We start from the raw sequence: 16,780 nt of genomic DNA, 5'->3' as shown, positions 1-16,780 counted from the left end.
TTTCAAACCTCCAAAATAAATGTGAAAATTTATTTCAGCGTCTTTTCTTGTATTCCCGCGTTTAAATAACTTTAAACCCTTCTTTTTTCATGGTCCCGTCCTAAGATCCGACCGTTCCTCCCTTGCGGAGTGGTGCAAAGATAGGACAATTAAACCCATAGTTCCAAAGGATATCCCCATCTATTTTTGCAATAAAACCCTAAAACGCTGGAAATGCGGAGAATAAAATTGAAATGGGATAACCGTAGCTAGGAAAATGGGGCAAACGCAACTTGCCGTCTATAATATAATAGCTATAAGAAACCGTGAGCTAAGAAGGTGACGGACTATCTGCCCAGCGATTACCCCTCTATTAAACCACTTAAAACTATGATAGGTACACGCTCTTTCTTTAGCAAAAAAGATCATAGTAGTGTTAAAACCTATAGGTGTAATTAAGTATCAAATCAAGAATGTCTAATTCTAAATATTTTCTGTATCATTGTTTATCAGTATTTAGATTATGAACATCATATATGGTATAGATCTGCTCGGCACCATGGTTTTTGCCATATCGGGCGCAATGGCGGCCAATAGACGAGGTATCGATGTCTTCGGAGCGACCTTTATGGGGTTCGTAACAGCCATCGGAGGTGGATCTCTACGGGATGTGTTTTTAAACATAAGACCTGTCTGGGTCGAAGACGGAAACTACCTTATCGCGATTTTTATCGGGGTTTTTATCTCTATCGTAGCCAATAGACACCTTTACAACTGGGCAAAAACACTGACATTGTTCGATGCTATCGGAATTGGTTTTTTTACGGTAGTAGGCACACAGAAATCATTGGATTATGGTAGCAGCAATATTGCAGCAATGATGTTTGGTATGTTTTCTGCAGCGATGGGAGGCGTAATACGTGATACTTTAATGAATGAGACTCCACTAATTCTCCGAAAGGAAATATATGCATCGGCATGTCTATCCGGTGCACTCTTATTTGTAATCTTAGAGTATTTTGGATTAGATAGGGGCTGGAATGCATTTATCTCCGCTTCATTCGTAGTAGCTATCCGATTGATATCTGTAAAGTATAATTTATCGCTACCTGCGGTGTCTGACGTAGACGACAAAAAAGACTAAAGAACCTCCAACAATCGCTCGAATGACATTCCACGAGACGCCTTAAGTAAAACAAAGCTGTCGGAAAGATCTTGAATAGCCTTCCGAGCATCTGTAGTACTTTCATAAAACTCGGCCTCGGCGCTGCGATGTTTAAAAAACTCTTCGCCAACAAAAATCAAGCGGTCCAACTTCAATTCCTTAGCCTTTTGGATAACAATGGCATGCTCTGGATAGGAATCGTCGCCTAATTCAAACATATCGCCTAGAATCACAACTTTATGCACTGCTGTCAATACCTTCATATTTTCTAACGCTGCTGCCATACTGCTGGCATTAGCGTTATAAAAGTCTGCAACAACGGTATTACGATCGGTTCTGGTAATCTGAGACCTATTATTGGTCGGTACATACCCCGCTATACCTTGATTGATTAACGTCGCAGGAACTTCAAAATGTAGTCCCACCGCAATAGCAGCTAAAAAATTCTCCGTATTATAGGATCCTGTGAGATTAGTTGATACTTCGTAAATAGCAGACTTGTTCCGTTCTTTCCAACTGATAGCAAGATAAGGATTTGCGATCAGCAATTTGCCAATCACATCATTGTCTGCACCAAAGCCATAACGGATGATTTTATTGATATTTCTAAACGAAACCATATCAATCAGGTGGGTATTATCTCCTTGCAGAAATAATGTCCCATTATGATCCTGCAAATAATCATACAACTCACCTTTGGTTTTCTTTACGCCTTCAAAAGAACCAAATCCTTCTAAGTGCGCTTTGCCAACATTGGTAATCAGCCCATGCGTAGGGCGGGCAATATCGGAGAGAAAGGCAATCTCACCTAAATGATTGGCCCCCATTTCGATGATAGCGATCTCTATAGCGGCATCGATGGAAAGGATGGATAAAGGCACACCAATATGATTGTTTAGATTGCCACGGGTAGCAAATGCATTGTATCGCTGCGATAGCACGGCATGCAATAGTTCTTTGGACGTTGTCTTACCGTTCGTGCCTGTAATCCCAATAATAGGAATCTGCAACTGGGCACGGTGGTACCTGGCCAAATCCTGAAGACTGGTCAGTACATCTTCAACCAATATATATCTTTCGTCCTTTTGATATGCCGCATCATCAATCACAGCGTAGCGAGCCCCGCTCTCCAAAGCTTGGTCCGCAAAGGCATTGCCGTTAAAATTCGCTCCCTTAAGGGCAAAAAATATACTATCAGCTATGATATTACGGGTATCCGTAGATATCTTCGGATACTGCTTATAGATGCTGTACAACGCTTCAATCTGCATGGTCTGTCTCTTTAATAAGACAAAAGTAATTAAAAATCTATTTCAACTGATAGGCGATCACGCTATTATTGTTAAAAGTGGGAATATATAATATTCGCTCTTTAGCATTGAAACCCAAGTCTGCCGTATTCATTTTACCCTGTACGTCCTGTAGTTTTTCGATGCTGCCATCGGCTTTGACATAATAAATCAAACCTGGCCAACAGGTCACGAGAAAATCACCATTTCCGACGGGCTCTAGTCCGTCTCCTCCTTTTTCAAAACCTTTGGCGATGACCTGTACTTTTTTATTCGTATCGATTTTCCAAAGCTCTGCTCCGGCTAATGCATACAGCGAACCATTCAGGTATTTCAACCCATTGACACTCGGTACATTTTCCATATATAAAGAAGCGTTGCCATTGCGAATCTGGTAAATCTTATTATCCCTGGTGTCGGACACATACACCACTCCATTATCATCTACAGTAACATCATTCAGAAAAGTGGAACCTTTAATCTCAACTTCGTCAATGATATTATTTGTAACAACGTCGGCCACTATAACCGAATTAATATCGGCAATATGTAAGAGACCTCTGTACAAAGCCAACCCCTTGGGTGCATTAAGACCTGTAATCCAGTTGGCATTTTTTAGGGAGCCATCAGGATTTAAAAGTGCCACCCCTCCCTTTCCATCTTTTTCGGTGCCAGAGCCATCGATTAGAGACACGTATAATAGTCCCTTTGCGGCATCGTACAATACGGATTCTGGAACAGGCAAGCCTTGATCTGCTTCCCATAGTTTCTCCAATTTATGGGTTTGGGCCTGTGCTGTAAAAATGAAGCCTGCTAACCCCAAGGCTAAAAATATCTTCTTCATAACTTTCCTTTCTATCAGGCTGCCACATCTCTTACAAGTGGCGCCATAGCAACAAAATGTATATTTTATCCTTTCAATATACGAAACATAATTTTATTAATCATAGTCAGGTTTCAATACCGAAACTAGGAGTTAGACTAAACTCTCCCACAAAGTTTAAATCGAAGAGCATTAAAGCATAAAAAAACCGCAGGCACTTTAGGCCTACGGTACAACTAAAACTAAACACAGTCTTTTAAATCATAATATATTTATTGAGCTCTATCTTTTTCGTCACTCGCATTATCACGACGACGAATAGACTGCTTAAGATTCCCGAACTTAAAATTAAATGTGACCCGGACAGATTGTGTATCATTATACTGCCGAATCTCCGAATCATACTCCTGAAACTTGGTGGATAAATTATTGTGATTACTATGAAATACATCGGTAACCGCTAGCTTGAGTGAGCTACGCTGATCCTTAAAATTATAAGTCATCCCAATATCGGTATTGAACCGTCCTTCGATTTTATAGACATTGTACAAGAAAGGTGAATTGTAACGCATAGCGAGCTCGGCAGAAATGGACTTGTTGATTTTGAAATTACTGGTTGAATTCCCTTGAAAAAATACAGATCCTTGATTGACATAATAACCCGCTATCGGCCCGCGGAAATGCATATATATACCAGTTAGATTATTGTACATCGTCCAGAACTTGCCGATACGGACTGGAATAGTAAGATTGAGATATGTAGTACTCTGCATTCCCAGATTTTCGCGTATTACCCATGTTGTCTTAGCAACAGTATCCTGTCCCATGCTCTCTACCATAGCATCGTTGGTAAAGTCGTGTCCTACTGCTATATTAAACATTTTGAAGAGGCTGTAGTTAAGTGAAAAACCATCGGTATACTGTGCATTGAGATAAGGATTACCCCGCAAGAAAGTACGCTTATCGATATAGTATTCAAAAGGATTGAGATGCCGGTAACTGGGTCTCGATATTTTCCGCGCATAATTCAAAGCGAACACATGGTTTTCGCTGTAATTATAGCTTAACGATGCCGAGGGAAATAGATCAAAATAATCTCGCTTTACTTGCTTGTTTTCAGTCTCTGAAATCCCGTCGGATAAGGTATATTCCCCACGAAGCCCCGCTTTGATGCCCCATTTTTTGATCTGGGTGCTGTAATCAAAATACCCGGCAACGATCTGCTCTACATAGTTGAACGTATTGGAACGTCCCGTATTATTTTGCCATTGATCAGCGATCTTTTGATCGAACACAATTCTATTGTCTGATTCCACATTACTGTACTTCAAACCGGTTTCTATATTCCCTTTCCAGAGCTTCTGGGTGTAATCCAACTTTGCAGCAAAAATCTTAATGTCGGTCAGTGCGTCACTCCGTTCATACTCGGGGGGATAGATATAACTCATATCCGGAAAATAAGTTCTATACTCATAATTCAAGACGTTATTGGTCTTGAATAAACTATAATCAAGATCAGCTGTCAGTTTTTTGCCCGATGTATCTATCTTAAACTCGTTGTTCGCATTGAATGAATACTTATTAAACGTCTCCTTGCCCAGCGTGAAAGCCTCCATGATAGAGTCTATCACACCAACTTGACTTCCTATATTTGTTATTCCAGGATTATCTCGGTTTTCTAAATTATTATTTCCACTAAACTGAAACATAAACGTATTCCTACTAGAAGTTTTTTGTTCTATACCCAGTTTATAACTATGAGTTCGGTCTCTTTCCTTCAGATCCGTAGCTTGGTCAAAATAGGTCTTTCCAATACTATCCGGAATGACACGCATAATATCCAACGTTTCTTTAGTTCGATTGTCGGTATAGGAATAATTGCTAAAAAACGTGGTATTGTTCTTTTTATAATTCAAGTTTATGGAAGAGTTTCCACGAAACTTTAGTCCCAAACCTGCGCTTGCGACAAGGGATCCGTTGAATCCCTCTAATTTATTCTTTTTTAATGTAATATTGATCACACCTGCGGCGCCCTCAGCATCATCTTTGGCCGATCGTGTAGTGGACAATTCGATGCTTTTTATCTGACTACCATCTGTGCTTTTTAGAAATGTAGCCAGCTGCTCTCCTGTCATATAGGTGGGCCTACCGTCAATAGTCACATTGACCCCCTGTTGCCCCATTAGACTGATATTATCATCTTTATCTACACTTACTCCCGGAGCTCTTTGCAATACCTCAAAAGCATTATTGCCTGCACTAACGGAAGAATTCTCCACATTCATAACCAGTTTACCATTTGTACTCTGTATCAAAGGTAACTCTCTACGAACTGTAACAGTCTCAATTTCTTTTGTCTGAGGTCCGAGTTTAATTGCGGGTAGACTTAGCCCTGAATCATCAACGCTAAATGTCAGGGTCTCTCCCTTACCAAATCCTATCGCTGTAGCTTCTACGATAAATGTTCCACGGGGATAGTCCAATATCGTATAGACACCATCTACACTCGTTACGGCGGTCTTTAAAATCGCCCGCGCTGTAGTCGTAATCAGGTAAACGGAAGCACCATTGATAGGCTCGTTATCCTGATTGACGACTTTACCTCGTATTGCTGGTTGCTGAGTAGCTATAGCCGATACCGAAAACAAAAACAGACCTAGTATTAAAAATAAAACGCTTTTCATATAGGGTTATAAATCAACTCCATCATTTAATTAGACGGCTCTTCTTCCGATTTAGTTGCATCCTATTCTTTCTTTTTAGGCTTTTCTACATGCGAGGGCGCACACTGTAATCCCGAACGCTTCATAACCCACTCTGTATGTTTTTCCTTTTCTTCGTCGGCATATTCATTCATACAGTCTGAATAAGGGAGATACCACATTTTGTTGTGAATAGACTCATCAATAGTAACTTTGGAGCCAACAGGTAGAAATACGATTACAGATACCGATTGATCACGATAAGGCTCATCTGTCGCTAACGCAAAGTGGCTATCAAATATGATCTTACCTTTATCTTCATGCCCTAGATAGTTAATCCGTGAAGCTCGTTCAGAGGCACTTTGATAGGTACGACCCTTGGCAAAATAGTTGTATTGGATATACGGTGTCTCTAGAGAGTCTAGGTATTCGAAACGGATATTGATATCTCGTCTCAAATATTTAGACAACTCTTCCCGCTTCATTTTAAGTGTATATTTTTTATCTCCATTCTCTAGTGTAGCCCCATCAATTACTCGAATGTCCTTTTCAACAAAATGATACACACTCCTTTTTTCCAAAGATTTTTCTACTTTGATCGTACTGGACTCTTTGTATTCCTGAATTCCTACGAAGACATAAAACAACACCAAAATAATAGATACGATCCAACCTGCCCACAGACTTAAGGAGAGGTAGTTATTCATCGGACTCGTATTCAATAGCATACGAAGGAATATATGTAATAATGCAATAAAAGGAATGGTGATAGCCATCACACCAGCTAATAATGCAATTAATGCTTGTCCCGTAGACAATAACTCCAGTCCTGGAAAAACCATTTCATTTTGATATCCCAGAATACCTGTCGCGAAGCCAACAAGGGTCACCAACATCCCTATAATCACCATACCACAGAAAAACAGCATTAAAAAAGCGAGCCCTTTTCCCAAAAACCGAAAGAAACTCGAAACGCCACTCCCAACAGCTTGAGCGCCTTTACTAAATTGTCCTTTGACTGTTGAAAATTCATCTCTATATCCTCCTAGCTCTTCCTCAAAATTCTTCTTAAAGTTCTGAAGGTTGGGTTCCTCTCCTCGCATAGACATTCGGTCTGCCCTAGTAACAGCCGTAGGCATCACAATCCAAAGGACGACATACAACAGCACTCCCGACCCTCCGAATAAAAAAAGTAATATAAAAAGAATACGAATCCATTTGGCTTGCAACCCAAAATAATAGCCCAAACCACTACACACACCACCGATTACAGTATCATCGGGATTACGCATTAATTTTTTCTCAGAAACAACGCGTCTGTATTCCTCTTTAAAATTCGATTCATAGGATTCTTCCGTCTCTTCATCCGCTTGTTCGAAGTCGCTGACACGCCCCATCTGCGCAATCACTTCATTCACGTCCACCATCGAAATTACTTCTTTACGACCCGCCTGAATCCGTTCGGTAAACATCTCCGCGATTCTATTTTCAATATCCTGTAATATCTCTCCGCTATCATTCGATTGGCTAAAATGCCTTTTTATCTCGATCATATAGCTTCTAAGAACTTCGTAAGCATCTTCTTCGATATGAAAAACAATGCTGTTTATGTTGATGATTATTGTCTTGTTCATGATAATATATTCTAATGGTTAGTTCTTGGTTTCTTTACTTACGTCCGGTCAAAGAGGTTTCGACAGCATACACAAGCTCTTTCCAGGTTACATCCAATCTATAGAGCACCTCTGATCCCTCTGCTGTAATCTGATAATATTTCCGAGGGGGGCCTGAAGTAGACTCTTGCCAACTATAACTCAGCAAACCATTGTTTTTGAGTCTCGTTAATAGTGGATACAAGGTACCTTCTACGATCAGGAGCTCAGCTTTCTTTAGTTCTGCAATTATATCTGATGCGTATATCTCTCCTTTGGAGATAATCGAAAGGATACAGTATTCTAATATCCCTTTTCGCATCTGGGTTTGTGTATTCTCTGCTATCATAACAATACAAAGTTATATCCTTTAGATGGTACTTTGCAATACATAGTACTATATTTTTTTAAAAAATTATCACAACCTACTGAAATACAGTCAAATAATTTTTGATAAACATTTTTTAAGAAAACTTAATTCAACAAAATTCTACTTATTTCATTCCTAAATACGAGATTTGGAGCGATGAAATATCTAAGAAATTATATTTGGGCAATTGTATGGGCTATGTTAATGTTAACAATCCTTCTTCTTCCATCAAGAAGCTTCGAAGTTGATAACGTAACATTCTATGAGGGCTTTGATAAAATGGTACATTGCGGAATATTCTTCATTTTATGTATCCTTTTGTACTGGGAATCGATTCTCAAATCAAAAAGGTCTGTAAGTAAATGGTTAAGCATTACCAAAGTTGTTGTTAGTACTGTTATATTTGCCTTTGGAACAGAAGCTGCTCAACAATATTTATCCCCTACCCGAACAGCTGATATTTGGGATATATTTGCAGATATTACAGGCATAGGAATGGCAACGTTTGCCTTTATATTTTTTTATAAAAGAGAGAAATGAAAAAAAAGAGATATTTAACCTGGTTCTTAAGCCTATTGACCATAGGCCTAACTCTACAGTCTTGCGGTATTTTTAATAAAGACTGTGGATGCCCAAAGCCACTCTCTGGAAAAAGGAGGTAAAAACTAGGCTCTGGCAATTGTCAGTATACTGACCTTTGCTCCGGCTGTACAGAGCACCGATCCTGCTTCACAAATTGTCGCTCCAGTAGTCAAAATATCATCAACCAACAGGATGTGCTTATCCTTTAATGAAGGGCTGTTTTTACTAACAACAAATACCCCTTTTACATTATCATACCTTTCCGAACGACTCTTTTTAGTCTGACTTACAGAATGGACTTTTCTTTCTAAAATGTTCTCGTATGCTGGTATGTGGAGTGACTCAGACAAGCCTTTTACAAATTGGTATGCTTGATTATAACCTCTCTGACGAAGCTTCTTCCTGTGAATAGGGACTGGAATAATCATATCAAACGACTGTTGAAAGGCTATATCCTTCAATGTTAAGCCATACATTCGTCCTAAAAAAATCCCTATCTGTGGTTTATTGCCATATTTTAACTGGTGGAGCAAACGCTCCGCCCTAGAGCTTTTAGAAAAATAAAGCATGGACATAGCGATCTGGAAATCTAATTTTCCCAATAGCTGTCTAGCGGTTTCGTTCTCTGCGTCTAAGTGAAAATCGGTCAAAGGCAAATGGTACCTACACATGGTACAGAGAATATCTTCCTGAGCCAGCAAAACGTCGTCACAGGCCATACACAGTTCGGGCAACAGGGTATGTAATAGATCCTTTAAAAAAGCTTTTAAGTTCAAAACTGTTTACTATTGATATACAGTAAACTTAGCTAAATATGATGAAAAACCGAATTAGTCTGCCTTTTCCTTTATTGCCAATTGCCCACAAGCAGCGTCAATATCCTTGCCCCGGCTTCTTCGGACATTAGTTATCACTCCTTGACTACGCAAATAACTGGCAAAAGTCTCAATTTTATCCGCTTCGGCATTTACAAAATCGGCTAGGGATATCGGGTTATACTCAATGATATTGACTTTGCAAGGTACATGCTTACAAAATCTCGCTAACTCTTTCGCATCCTGCAATTCATCGTTAAAATTATGAAATACAATATATTCAAAAGTAACGGGATTCTTCGTCTTCGAATAGTAATACCTTAATGCTTCGGCAAGCGCTGCCAACGAGTTTTGTTCGTTGATGGGCATAATCTCATTTCGCTTGTTATCATTAGCAGCATGTAATGAGAGTGCTAGATTAAACCGAACCTCATCATCACCTAGTTTTTTGATCATTTTGGCAATACCTGCGGTAGATACGGTAATACGCTTAGCAGCCATGTTTAAACCATCTGGCGCAGTAATACGTTCGACAGACTTCATCATGTTAGCATAGTTCAACAGTGGCTCACCCATACCCATATAGACAATATTACTGAGTGGTATTCCGTAATTATCCTCCGCCTGCTTACTGATCAGTACCACTTGATCGTATATTTCATCGGCATTGAGATTCCGTTTACGGTCCATATAACCGGTAGCACAAAATTTACAGGTCAAACTACAACCGACTTGAGAACTGACACAGGCAGTCATTCGATCGGGTGTAGGAATAAGAACCCCCTCAATAATATTACCGTCGTAAAGGCTAAAACTACTCTTGATCGTCTTGTCACTACTAACCTGAGATTCCTTGACTTTTACGAAATTTATTGTAAAACCAGCTTTAAGCTTCTCCCGCAGTTCCTTGCTCAAATTACTCATCTGATCAAAATCAACAGCAGACTTCTGCCATATCCATTCGTAAATTTGCTTCGCTCGGAACCCTTGCTCGCCCATCTCCACCAGCTTGTCTTTCAATTGTTCTAACGAAAGACTTCGTATATCTATCAATTTTGTAGTACTCAACACGATACAAAGATACGTCAATTTTCCTTTTTTCCACTAGTATTTGTTTCGGCATCAAAGCTATTACGCCAAATTTTGGCTAGTATTGCTATATTGCAGTGAAATCAACTAATAATAATGAAACAGTCTTTATTTATACCCCTCATTGTCGGCGTAGCACTGATTGCCTCGTGTAGCTCCAATAAATATGCTGCAACAGAAAAAGTATACAAAAAAAAAGCCAAAGAATTTGCTATTCAATATAAAGAAGCTCCCTTACGAAGTCAGCTCGAAAAAATCGAAAGCATAGACAAAGAGTGGATTGGGTCCATCAATTTTGGTGTCCGCAAACCAAATTACGTAATGATCCATCATACGGCTCAGGATTCGCTGGCACAAACCGTAAAAACATTCCACAGTGCCAAAGCAGGAGTAAGTTCGCACTATGTCATCGGTAGAAATGGAAAAATAGTACAAATGGTAAATGATTTGTACCGCGGACATCACGCTGGGGCAGGTCGCTGGGGAAATGATACGGACCTAAACTCTTCTTCGATTGGCATTGAGCTTGACAACAATGGCACTACAGACCCTTGGACAGACAAACAGATTCAAGCTCTTATACAACTCTTGACTTACCTTAAGAAAACATATAACATTCCCCAAGCAAATTTCATCGGACATATGGACTACGCTCCTACACGCAAGAACGATCCCTCTAGATTTCCCTGGAAAATCCTTGCAGATAATGGTTTTGGATACTGGTATGATGAATATTTGGAAAACGTTCCAGCGAACTTCGACCCTCGACTCGCTTTACGCGTGATCGGATATGATGTGAAAAATCTTGATGCCTCCATTAAAGCATTTAAACAGCATTACATACAACGCGATACAAACACTGCCCAACTGACGGAAAATGACCTAAAGGTACTCTACTCCATCTTTAAAAAGTTCTTATAAGCAACAAGGGGCATGTTACATGCCCCTTGCTATTTTATTTAACGACTGATCCATAAAGATCGAAATCTTCGGCCCGATCGACAGTGACATTTACAAAATCACCTATCCTAAGATAGTTATCTTTTGCACTTAATATCACTTCGTTATCCACTTCTGGTGAATCGTACTCGGTACGCCCAATATAGTAATCTCCATCTACCCGGTCGATCAATACCTTATAGGTATTTCCTACTTTGGTCTGATTGATATCATAAGATATTCCCTGCTGTACCTCCATAATGGCATCTACGCGCTCTTGTTTGACGTCTTCCGACACATTATCTTCTAGGTTATAAGCATGGGTTTTCTCTTCGTGTGAATAGGTAAAACAGCCCAGACGATCAAAACGAGTCTCTTCTACCCAAGAAAGCATTTCTTCAAAATCTTGCTCCGTCTCCCCAGGATACCCGCAGATTAATGTCGTCCTTAATGCAATATCAGGTACCTTATCCCTTATTTTATTTACTAAGTCTATCTGCTTCTGCTTGGTCGTACCACGACGCATCGAAGTCAACATATTGTCGGTAATATGCTGCAATGGCATATCAAGATAATTACAGATATTACTGCGCTCATTCATCGCATCTAAGATATCCATTGGGAATCCGGATGGATAAGCGTACTGCAATCGTATCCAATCTATACCTTCCACATCAGAAAGATGTCGCAACAGGTCAGAAAGATTTCTTTTGCCATATATATCCAGTCCATAATAAGTCAGGTCCTGAGCAATAAGAATAAGTTCCTTCGTGCCATTTGAAGCAAGAAATTTGGCTTCTTTGACCAGATCTTCTATGGATTTGGACACATGCTTGCCCCGCATTAGTGGAATAGCGCAGAAAGAACAGGGCCTATTGCAACCTTCTGCTATCTTAAAATAAGAAAAATGAGAAGGTGTCGTCAACAAACGCTCGCCCAGTAGTTCATGTCTATAATCTGCACCTATAGAGGACAACAAATCCGGCAAATCATTCGTCCCGAAATAAGCGTCTACGTTCGGTATCTCTGTCTGAAGTTCGGGTTTATAGCGCTCGGAAAGACAGCCTGTAACGATTACTTTATTCACCTTCCCTTGATCCTTCAGCTCGGAAAACTGTAATATTGTATCTATAGACTCTTGCTTCGCATTGTCAATAAATCCACACGTGTTAATAACGACAATGTCATTGGCTTGAATATTATTGGACTCGTGAACGACATCAATCTGATTACCTTTCAATTGTCCCATCAAAACCTCACTATCGTGAATATTTTTTGAACAGCCCAAAGTAACCACGTTAACTCGTGGTCTCGCTGTCGAAATTGCAGCTTTTGTTTGCTTTGTTTTCATTTAATTATTATCTCTTATGGCTGGTCAGAGCCCGCTCGAAATCCAAAGTGTCCTCACTTTATAGTATTGAGCATTGATCACAGACCGATTAAGCCCCCTACAGGCTGCCATCGTATATATATTTCTTGGAGAAATCGATGCCAAGCTTACAACCGGCATCCCGGAAGCTTACTTAAAGAGTGACTCTACAAATTCCTTCTTATTAAACAACTGTAAATCATCAATCTTTTCACCCACACCAATATACTTGACAGGAATTTTGAACTGATCTGATATTCCGATCACAACTCCACCTTTTGCTGTTCCATCCAATTTGGTTAATGCCAAGGCATTAACATCCGTAGCTTGGGTAAATTGAGTACACTGCTCGATCGCATTTTGCCCGGTGGAAGCATCCAAAACCAATAGGATCTCATGAGGCGCACCAGGAATGACTTTTTGCATCACATTCTTAATCTTCCCTAACTCATTCATTAATCCGACTTTGTTATGGAGACGTCCAGCTGTATCTATAATAGCGACATCATCACCATTAGATACCGCAGACTTTATCGTATCAAAAGCAACTGAAGCAGGATCAGAGCCCATCGCTTGCGCTACCACACGCACACCGACACGCTCTCCCCATAATTTTATTTGATCCACTGCTGCAGCTCTAAATGTATCGGCCGCACCTAAAACCACACTGTTTCCAGCGGCCTTCAACTGATGAGCTAACTTCCCTATTGTAGTTGTCTTTCCAACACCATTCACGCCGACAACCATAATAACATAAGGCTTGTGATTGCCATACTCGAAATTCTGGAAATCATCGCTATTGTTTTCTGCTAATAATTCTTGGATCTCTTCTTTTAAAAGTCGGTTTAATTCTTCCGTTCCAACATATTTGTCCCTTGCAACCCGCTGCTGAATACGCTCTACAATCTTTAAAGTAGTAGTCACACCAACATCTGAAGTTACCAATACTTCCTCCAAATTGTCCAAGACATCATCGTCTATCGTAGCTTTACCAACGACAGCCTTCGTGATCTTCGAGAAAAAACCTTCCTTAGTCTTTTCTAACCCTTTGTCCAGGGCCTCTTGTGCCTCAGGTGTAGGTGTCTCTTGCTTCTTCTTAAAAAAATCGAATAACCCCATGTTTACAAATTATCTAAAGATGAGCTCAACTTAAGCTCGGTTAAAGAATTAAAAAGTCAGAAGTAACGTACTTTATAGCATTTTGAGCTTTCAACATTCCGTTTTCTTCATGCTTCGAAAGCAAATATACTAAAAAAGCCCTTTCGGCTTATGCACCAAAACGGCTCTTAAATTTTCTAAAGAAAAACTTTAAAAAAGGAATATCTTCTGCTTATTTATTTGCTGCAGCCACGACATCTTTTACGTTGTCATTGTGCACCATGCTTTCTTTGAAAGTATAAGCCCCTGTTTTAGCAGACTTAGTTGTGATGATTACTTTAGTATACTCTTTACCACCACCTTTTTGTAACGATGCTACCGCTTTCTTTGCCATAGTATGATATTTTTAATATGAGCAAGTATAACACTTGTTCAAATATGAATTATTTAATTTCTTTGTGAACAGTTACTTTTCTCAATACTGGATTGAATTTTTTCAATTCCAAACGCTCAGTAGTGTTCTTTTTGTTCTTCGTAGTGATGTAACGTGACATACCTGGAAGACCACTTTCTTTGTGCTCAGTACATTCTAAGATTACCTGTACTCTATTTCCTTTTTTAGCCATTGTTTTACTTTATTTTAATCCGTCAACGACGGATCGATTTCATGAATATCTTTAATTAACAGGCAGTTATCTACTAAACGTATCCTTTTTTGATAAATTTACTGATAACCGAAGTAATTCCGTTTTTGTTAATTGTCTTAATTGCAGACGTAGATACTTTTAACGTAATCCAACGATCTTCTTCAGGAATGTAGAAACGCTTGGTTTGTAAATTAGGATAAAACTTACGCTTGGTCTTAACGTTCGAGTGAGATACGTTATTTCCTTTTAATGCCGTTTTGCCTGTTAAATCACAAATTCTTGACATGATATTTATTTTTAATGTTGTCTATTTACACAAATCACCTTTGCACTCTCTGCAAAGAGTTTGCAAATATCTAAATTTCTTTTTGGATTTACAACAATTCAGACTAGAATTATTTTTCAAAATAATAGAAAACAGGCTTTACCCACAAAGGTATGTGTTTTGAAATACTATTTTCCTTTTGGATCTACAAAATAGTTTTCAACAATTCACATTTAAAGAAATGTGAAAATAGGAGGGGAGTCGCCAAAAGTTTGACAAGAAGACTAATTTAATTAAGTTTGTTGGCATAATATATCTCGACAAATTTAATGTTACAAAAGACCAAAGGTATCGCACTCAAAGTAACTAATTACTCAGAGAGCAGTATTGTCACCCAAATATTTACAGAAAACCTTGGTTTGCAATCCTATTTAATTAACGGCGCACGAAAGCCTAAGGCAAAAATACATGTCAATATGCTACAACCGCTCCACCTTCTGGATATGGTGGTGTATGTAAAAGAAGACAATTCCTTACAGCGCATCAAAGAAGCTCATCCAGCTCCCGCCTTAATACAGATTCCATTAAATATCAGAAAAAGTGCTGTAGCTTTGTTCTTAAACGAAATTTTGTATAAAGTACTTCGACACCAACAACCCGACCCCCAGTTGTTTCATTTCGTGTTTCAGTCTATCCTTTGGTTAGATCAAACCGACCTGCCCATTCATAATTTTCATTTATGCTTTTTGATGAAACTAAGTCGGTTCCTCGGCTATCTGCCCAGTACAACGGCACAATCAAAACCTTATTTTGATCTTATGGAAGGACGTTTTATCGATAATCTACCTGCACACAGCTTTGTACTACAAGAGCCACATACAAGCTTATTTCGTGCCATCCTCAATAGCAGCTACGAACAGAGTCATATGTTAATAATAAAACACGCAGATCGTATATATATACTCGAACAAATCATCAATTTCTACAGGCTACACTCGGACAACTTTGGAGCAGTAAACTCATTAGAGATTCTAGAAGAAATTTTCCATTAAATTTCCAGTTCTAAAAAATTACTCTATTTTTGAGTAACAATATTTTTGTTACAAAACTTTACTACTAATAAATTATAACAACTATGGAATGGTATTTAAAAGTCGTTAGAGACAATTATGCAAATTTTAATGGACGTGCCAGAAGAAAAGAATACTGGATGTTTACCTTACTCAATTTTATTATCGGTAGTGTCATATTGAGGTCCCTCGATATGATCTTTGGCTTGACATTCGGACCTACAGAAGGTGTGCCTTGGTATAGCCAAAACGGAACATTGAGTTCTATCTATTCACTTGCTGTTTTAATTCCAAGTATAGCCGTATCGATAAGAAGATTACACGACGTTGGCAAATCCGGATGGAATCTACTATGGATATTTACCTGTATAGGTATTTTTTATGTTTTGTATCTACACATCCAAGAAGGCGACCAAGGTCAAAATGAATATGGAGCAGATCCAAAAGGTGGTGAAAACGAAGATCCTTTTGCAGGACAACGCGATGTAAATAACCCATTCTCGGGGCAAAACAATCCGTTCTCTAATCAGAACAATCCGTTCAGAAACGACAATCCATAATCGTTAATTTAAGCGCAAAAAAAGGCCGAAACTTTAAGCGTTTCGGCCTTTTTCACAATAAATATATAATAGAATCTACTAGATAACTTTTACATTTACCGCGTTAAGACCTTTGCGGCCTTGCTCAACTTCGTAAGTGACATCATCACCTTCACGAACTTTGTCAACCAATCCTGAAACGTGAACAAAAATTTCGCTCTCGCCTGATGCAGGGACAATGAAACCGAAACCTTTGGTCTCATTAAAGAACTTTACTTTACCTTCTTGCATTACTTTAATTTATTAATTTCTCTAAAGATAATGGATAAAAAACAAAAACTTACCATTTATTTTAAAACTATATTAAACATTTTGTCATTTTCTTTG

Annotated in this window: 18 protein-coding genes; 5 read left to right on the top strand and 13 right to left on the bottom strand. The window is 39.0% G+C overall.

The features are described from left to right. Positions 1–502 precede the first annotated feature (502 nt). Positions 503–1,123, top strand: a complete 621-nt coding sequence (locus G7B20_RS08260) for a trimeric intracellular cation channel family protein (protein WP_164110107.1) — start codon at positions 503–505, stop codon at positions 1,121–1,123. On the opposite strand, the gene G7B20_RS08255 is transcribed toward G7B20_RS08260, so the two are convergent. From G7B20_RS08255 to G7B20_RS08235, 5 genes are all read right to left on the bottom strand, one after another. After that, positions 1,120–2,415, bottom strand: coding sequence for a UDP-N-acetylmuramoyl-tripeptide--D-alanyl-D-alanine ligase (locus tag G7B20_RS08255; protein WP_164110105.1), 1,296 nt, complete (start codon positions 2,413–2,415; stop codon positions 1,120–1,122). The two genes, G7B20_RS08260 and G7B20_RS08255, sit on opposite strands and share 4 nt — an antisense overlap. A 37-nt stretch (positions 2,416–2,452) precedes the next feature. Continuing rightward, positions 2,453–3,277 carry an ATP-binding protein gene (locus G7B20_RS08250; protein ID WP_164110103.1) on the bottom strand — a complete coding sequence of 275 codons (825 nt, stop codon included), beginning with the start codon at positions 3,275–3,277 and terminating at the stop codon, positions 2,453–2,455. 251 nt (positions 3,278–3,528) lie between these two features. Further along, positions 3,529–5,940 (bottom strand): outer membrane beta-barrel protein, encoded by a 2,412-nt coding sequence (locus G7B20_RS08245; protein ID WP_164110101.1) that lies wholly within the window; start codon positions 5,938–5,940, stop codon positions 3,529–3,531. A 62-nt stretch (positions 5,941–6,002) separates the two neighbouring features. Further along, the gene (locus tag G7B20_RS08240; RefSeq protein ID WP_164110098.1) at positions 6,003–7,592 is read right to left on the bottom strand and encodes a PspC domain-containing protein; all 1,590 of its coding nucleotides are present in this window, start codon (positions 7,590–7,592) and stop codon (positions 6,003–6,005) included. Between the two features lie 34 nt (positions 7,593–7,626). After that, positions 7,627–7,959 carry a PadR family transcriptional regulator gene (locus G7B20_RS08235; RefSeq protein ID WP_164110095.1) on the bottom strand — a complete coding sequence of 111 codons (333 nt, stop codon included), beginning with the start codon at positions 7,957–7,959 and terminating at the stop codon, positions 7,627–7,629. 177 nt (positions 7,960–8,136) lie between these two features. Between G7B20_RS08235 and G7B20_RS08230 the strand changes: the two genes are divergently transcribed. Then, positions 8,137–8,520 (top strand): VanZ family protein, encoded by a 384-nt coding sequence (locus G7B20_RS08230; protein WP_164110094.1) that lies wholly within the window; start codon positions 8,137–8,139, stop codon positions 8,518–8,520. Positions 8,521–8,645: 125 nt separating this feature from the next. Here the strand turns inward: G7B20_RS08230 and G7B20_RS08225 are convergent, their stop codons facing one another. Together G7B20_RS08225 and rlmN are read right to left on the bottom strand one after the other, a co-directional pair. Beyond that, positions 8,646–9,338 (bottom strand): ComF family protein, encoded by a 693-nt coding sequence (locus tag G7B20_RS08225; protein ID WP_164110092.1) that lies wholly within the window; start codon positions 9,336–9,338, stop codon positions 8,646–8,648. Positions 9,339–9,392: 54 nt separating this feature from the next. Beyond that, positions 9,393–10,445, bottom strand: a complete 1,053-nt coding sequence (gene rlmN / locus G7B20_RS08220; protein ID WP_164110090.1) for a 23S rRNA (adenine(2503)-C(2))-methyltransferase RlmN — start codon at positions 10,443–10,445, stop codon at positions 9,393–9,395. Positions 10,446–10,562: 117 nt separating this feature from the next. Between rlmN and G7B20_RS08215 the strand changes: the two genes are divergently transcribed. Further along, complete coding sequence (locus G7B20_RS08215) at positions 10,563–11,387, top strand: N-acetylmuramoyl-L-alanine amidase (RefSeq protein WP_164110088.1); 825 nt, start codon at positions 10,563–10,565, stop codon at positions 11,385–11,387. 34 nt (positions 11,388–11,421) lie between these two features. Here the strand turns inward: G7B20_RS08215 and rimO are convergent, their stop codons facing one another. The 5 genes from rimO to rpmB all read right to left on the bottom strand — a co-directional run bounded on the left by rimO (position 11,422) and on the right by rpmB (position 14,805). Next, positions 11,422–12,756 carry a 30S ribosomal protein S12 methylthiotransferase RimO gene (gene rimO / locus G7B20_RS08210; RefSeq protein ID WP_164110086.1) on the bottom strand — a complete coding sequence of 445 codons (1,335 nt, stop codon included), beginning with the start codon at positions 12,754–12,756 and terminating at the stop codon, positions 11,422–11,424. 168 nt (positions 12,757–12,924) lie between these two features. Continuing rightward, positions 12,925–13,893 (bottom strand): signal recognition particle-docking protein FtsY, encoded by a 969-nt coding sequence (gene ftsY / locus G7B20_RS08205; protein WP_164110083.1) that lies wholly within the window; start codon positions 13,891–13,893, stop codon positions 12,925–12,927. 211 nt (positions 13,894–14,104) lie between these two features. After that, positions 14,105–14,266, bottom strand: a complete 162-nt coding sequence (locus G7B20_RS08200) for a DUF4295 domain-containing protein (protein WP_164110082.1) — start codon at positions 14,264–14,266, stop codon at positions 14,105–14,107. A gap of 49 nt (positions 14,267–14,315) precedes the next feature. Continuing rightward, positions 14,316–14,498 carry a 50S ribosomal protein L33 gene (gene rpmG, locus G7B20_RS08195; protein ID WP_002998409.1) on the bottom strand — a complete coding sequence of 61 codons (183 nt, stop codon included), beginning with the start codon at positions 14,496–14,498 and terminating at the stop codon, positions 14,316–14,318. 73 nt (positions 14,499–14,571) lie between these two features. Beyond that, a complete protein-coding gene (rpmB, locus tag G7B20_RS08190) occupies positions 14,572–14,805 on the bottom strand; it encodes a 50S ribosomal protein L28 (RefSeq protein WP_021069554.1) in 234 nt (77 codons plus the stop codon). A gap of 308 nt (positions 14,806–15,113) precedes the next feature. On the opposite strand from rpmB, the gene recO reads away from it, so the two are divergent. Together recO and G7B20_RS08180 are read left to right on the top strand one after the other, a co-directional pair. Beyond that, positions 15,114–15,836: a DNA repair protein RecO gene (gene recO / locus G7B20_RS08185; protein WP_164110080.1), complete on the top strand. Its 723-nt coding sequence runs from the start codon at positions 15,114–15,116 to the stop codon at positions 15,834–15,836. Positions 15,837–15,919: 83 nt separating this feature from the next. Next, on the top strand, positions 15,920–16,414 hold the full coding sequence (locus G7B20_RS08180; protein ID WP_164110078.1) for a DUF805 domain-containing protein: 495 nt from the start codon (positions 15,920–15,922) through the stop codon (positions 16,412–16,414). Positions 16,415–16,492: 78 nt separating this feature from the next. On the opposite strand, the gene G7B20_RS08175 is transcribed toward G7B20_RS08180, so the two are convergent. Next, entirely contained in the window at positions 16,493–16,684 is a 192-nt protein-coding gene (locus tag G7B20_RS08175) for a cold-shock protein (RefSeq protein WP_079642953.1), read from the bottom strand. Between the last annotated feature and the right edge of the window lie 96 nt (positions 16,685–16,780).

The sequence above is a fragment of the Sphingobacterium sp. xlx-96 genome (assembly GCF_011007365.1).
In the GTDB taxonomy this organism is placed as follows: Bacteria; Bacteroidota; Bacteroidia; order Sphingobacteriales; family Sphingobacteriaceae; genus Sphingobacterium; species Sphingobacterium luzhongxinii.
This window is presented reverse-complemented; position numbering and strand designations above follow the sequence as displayed.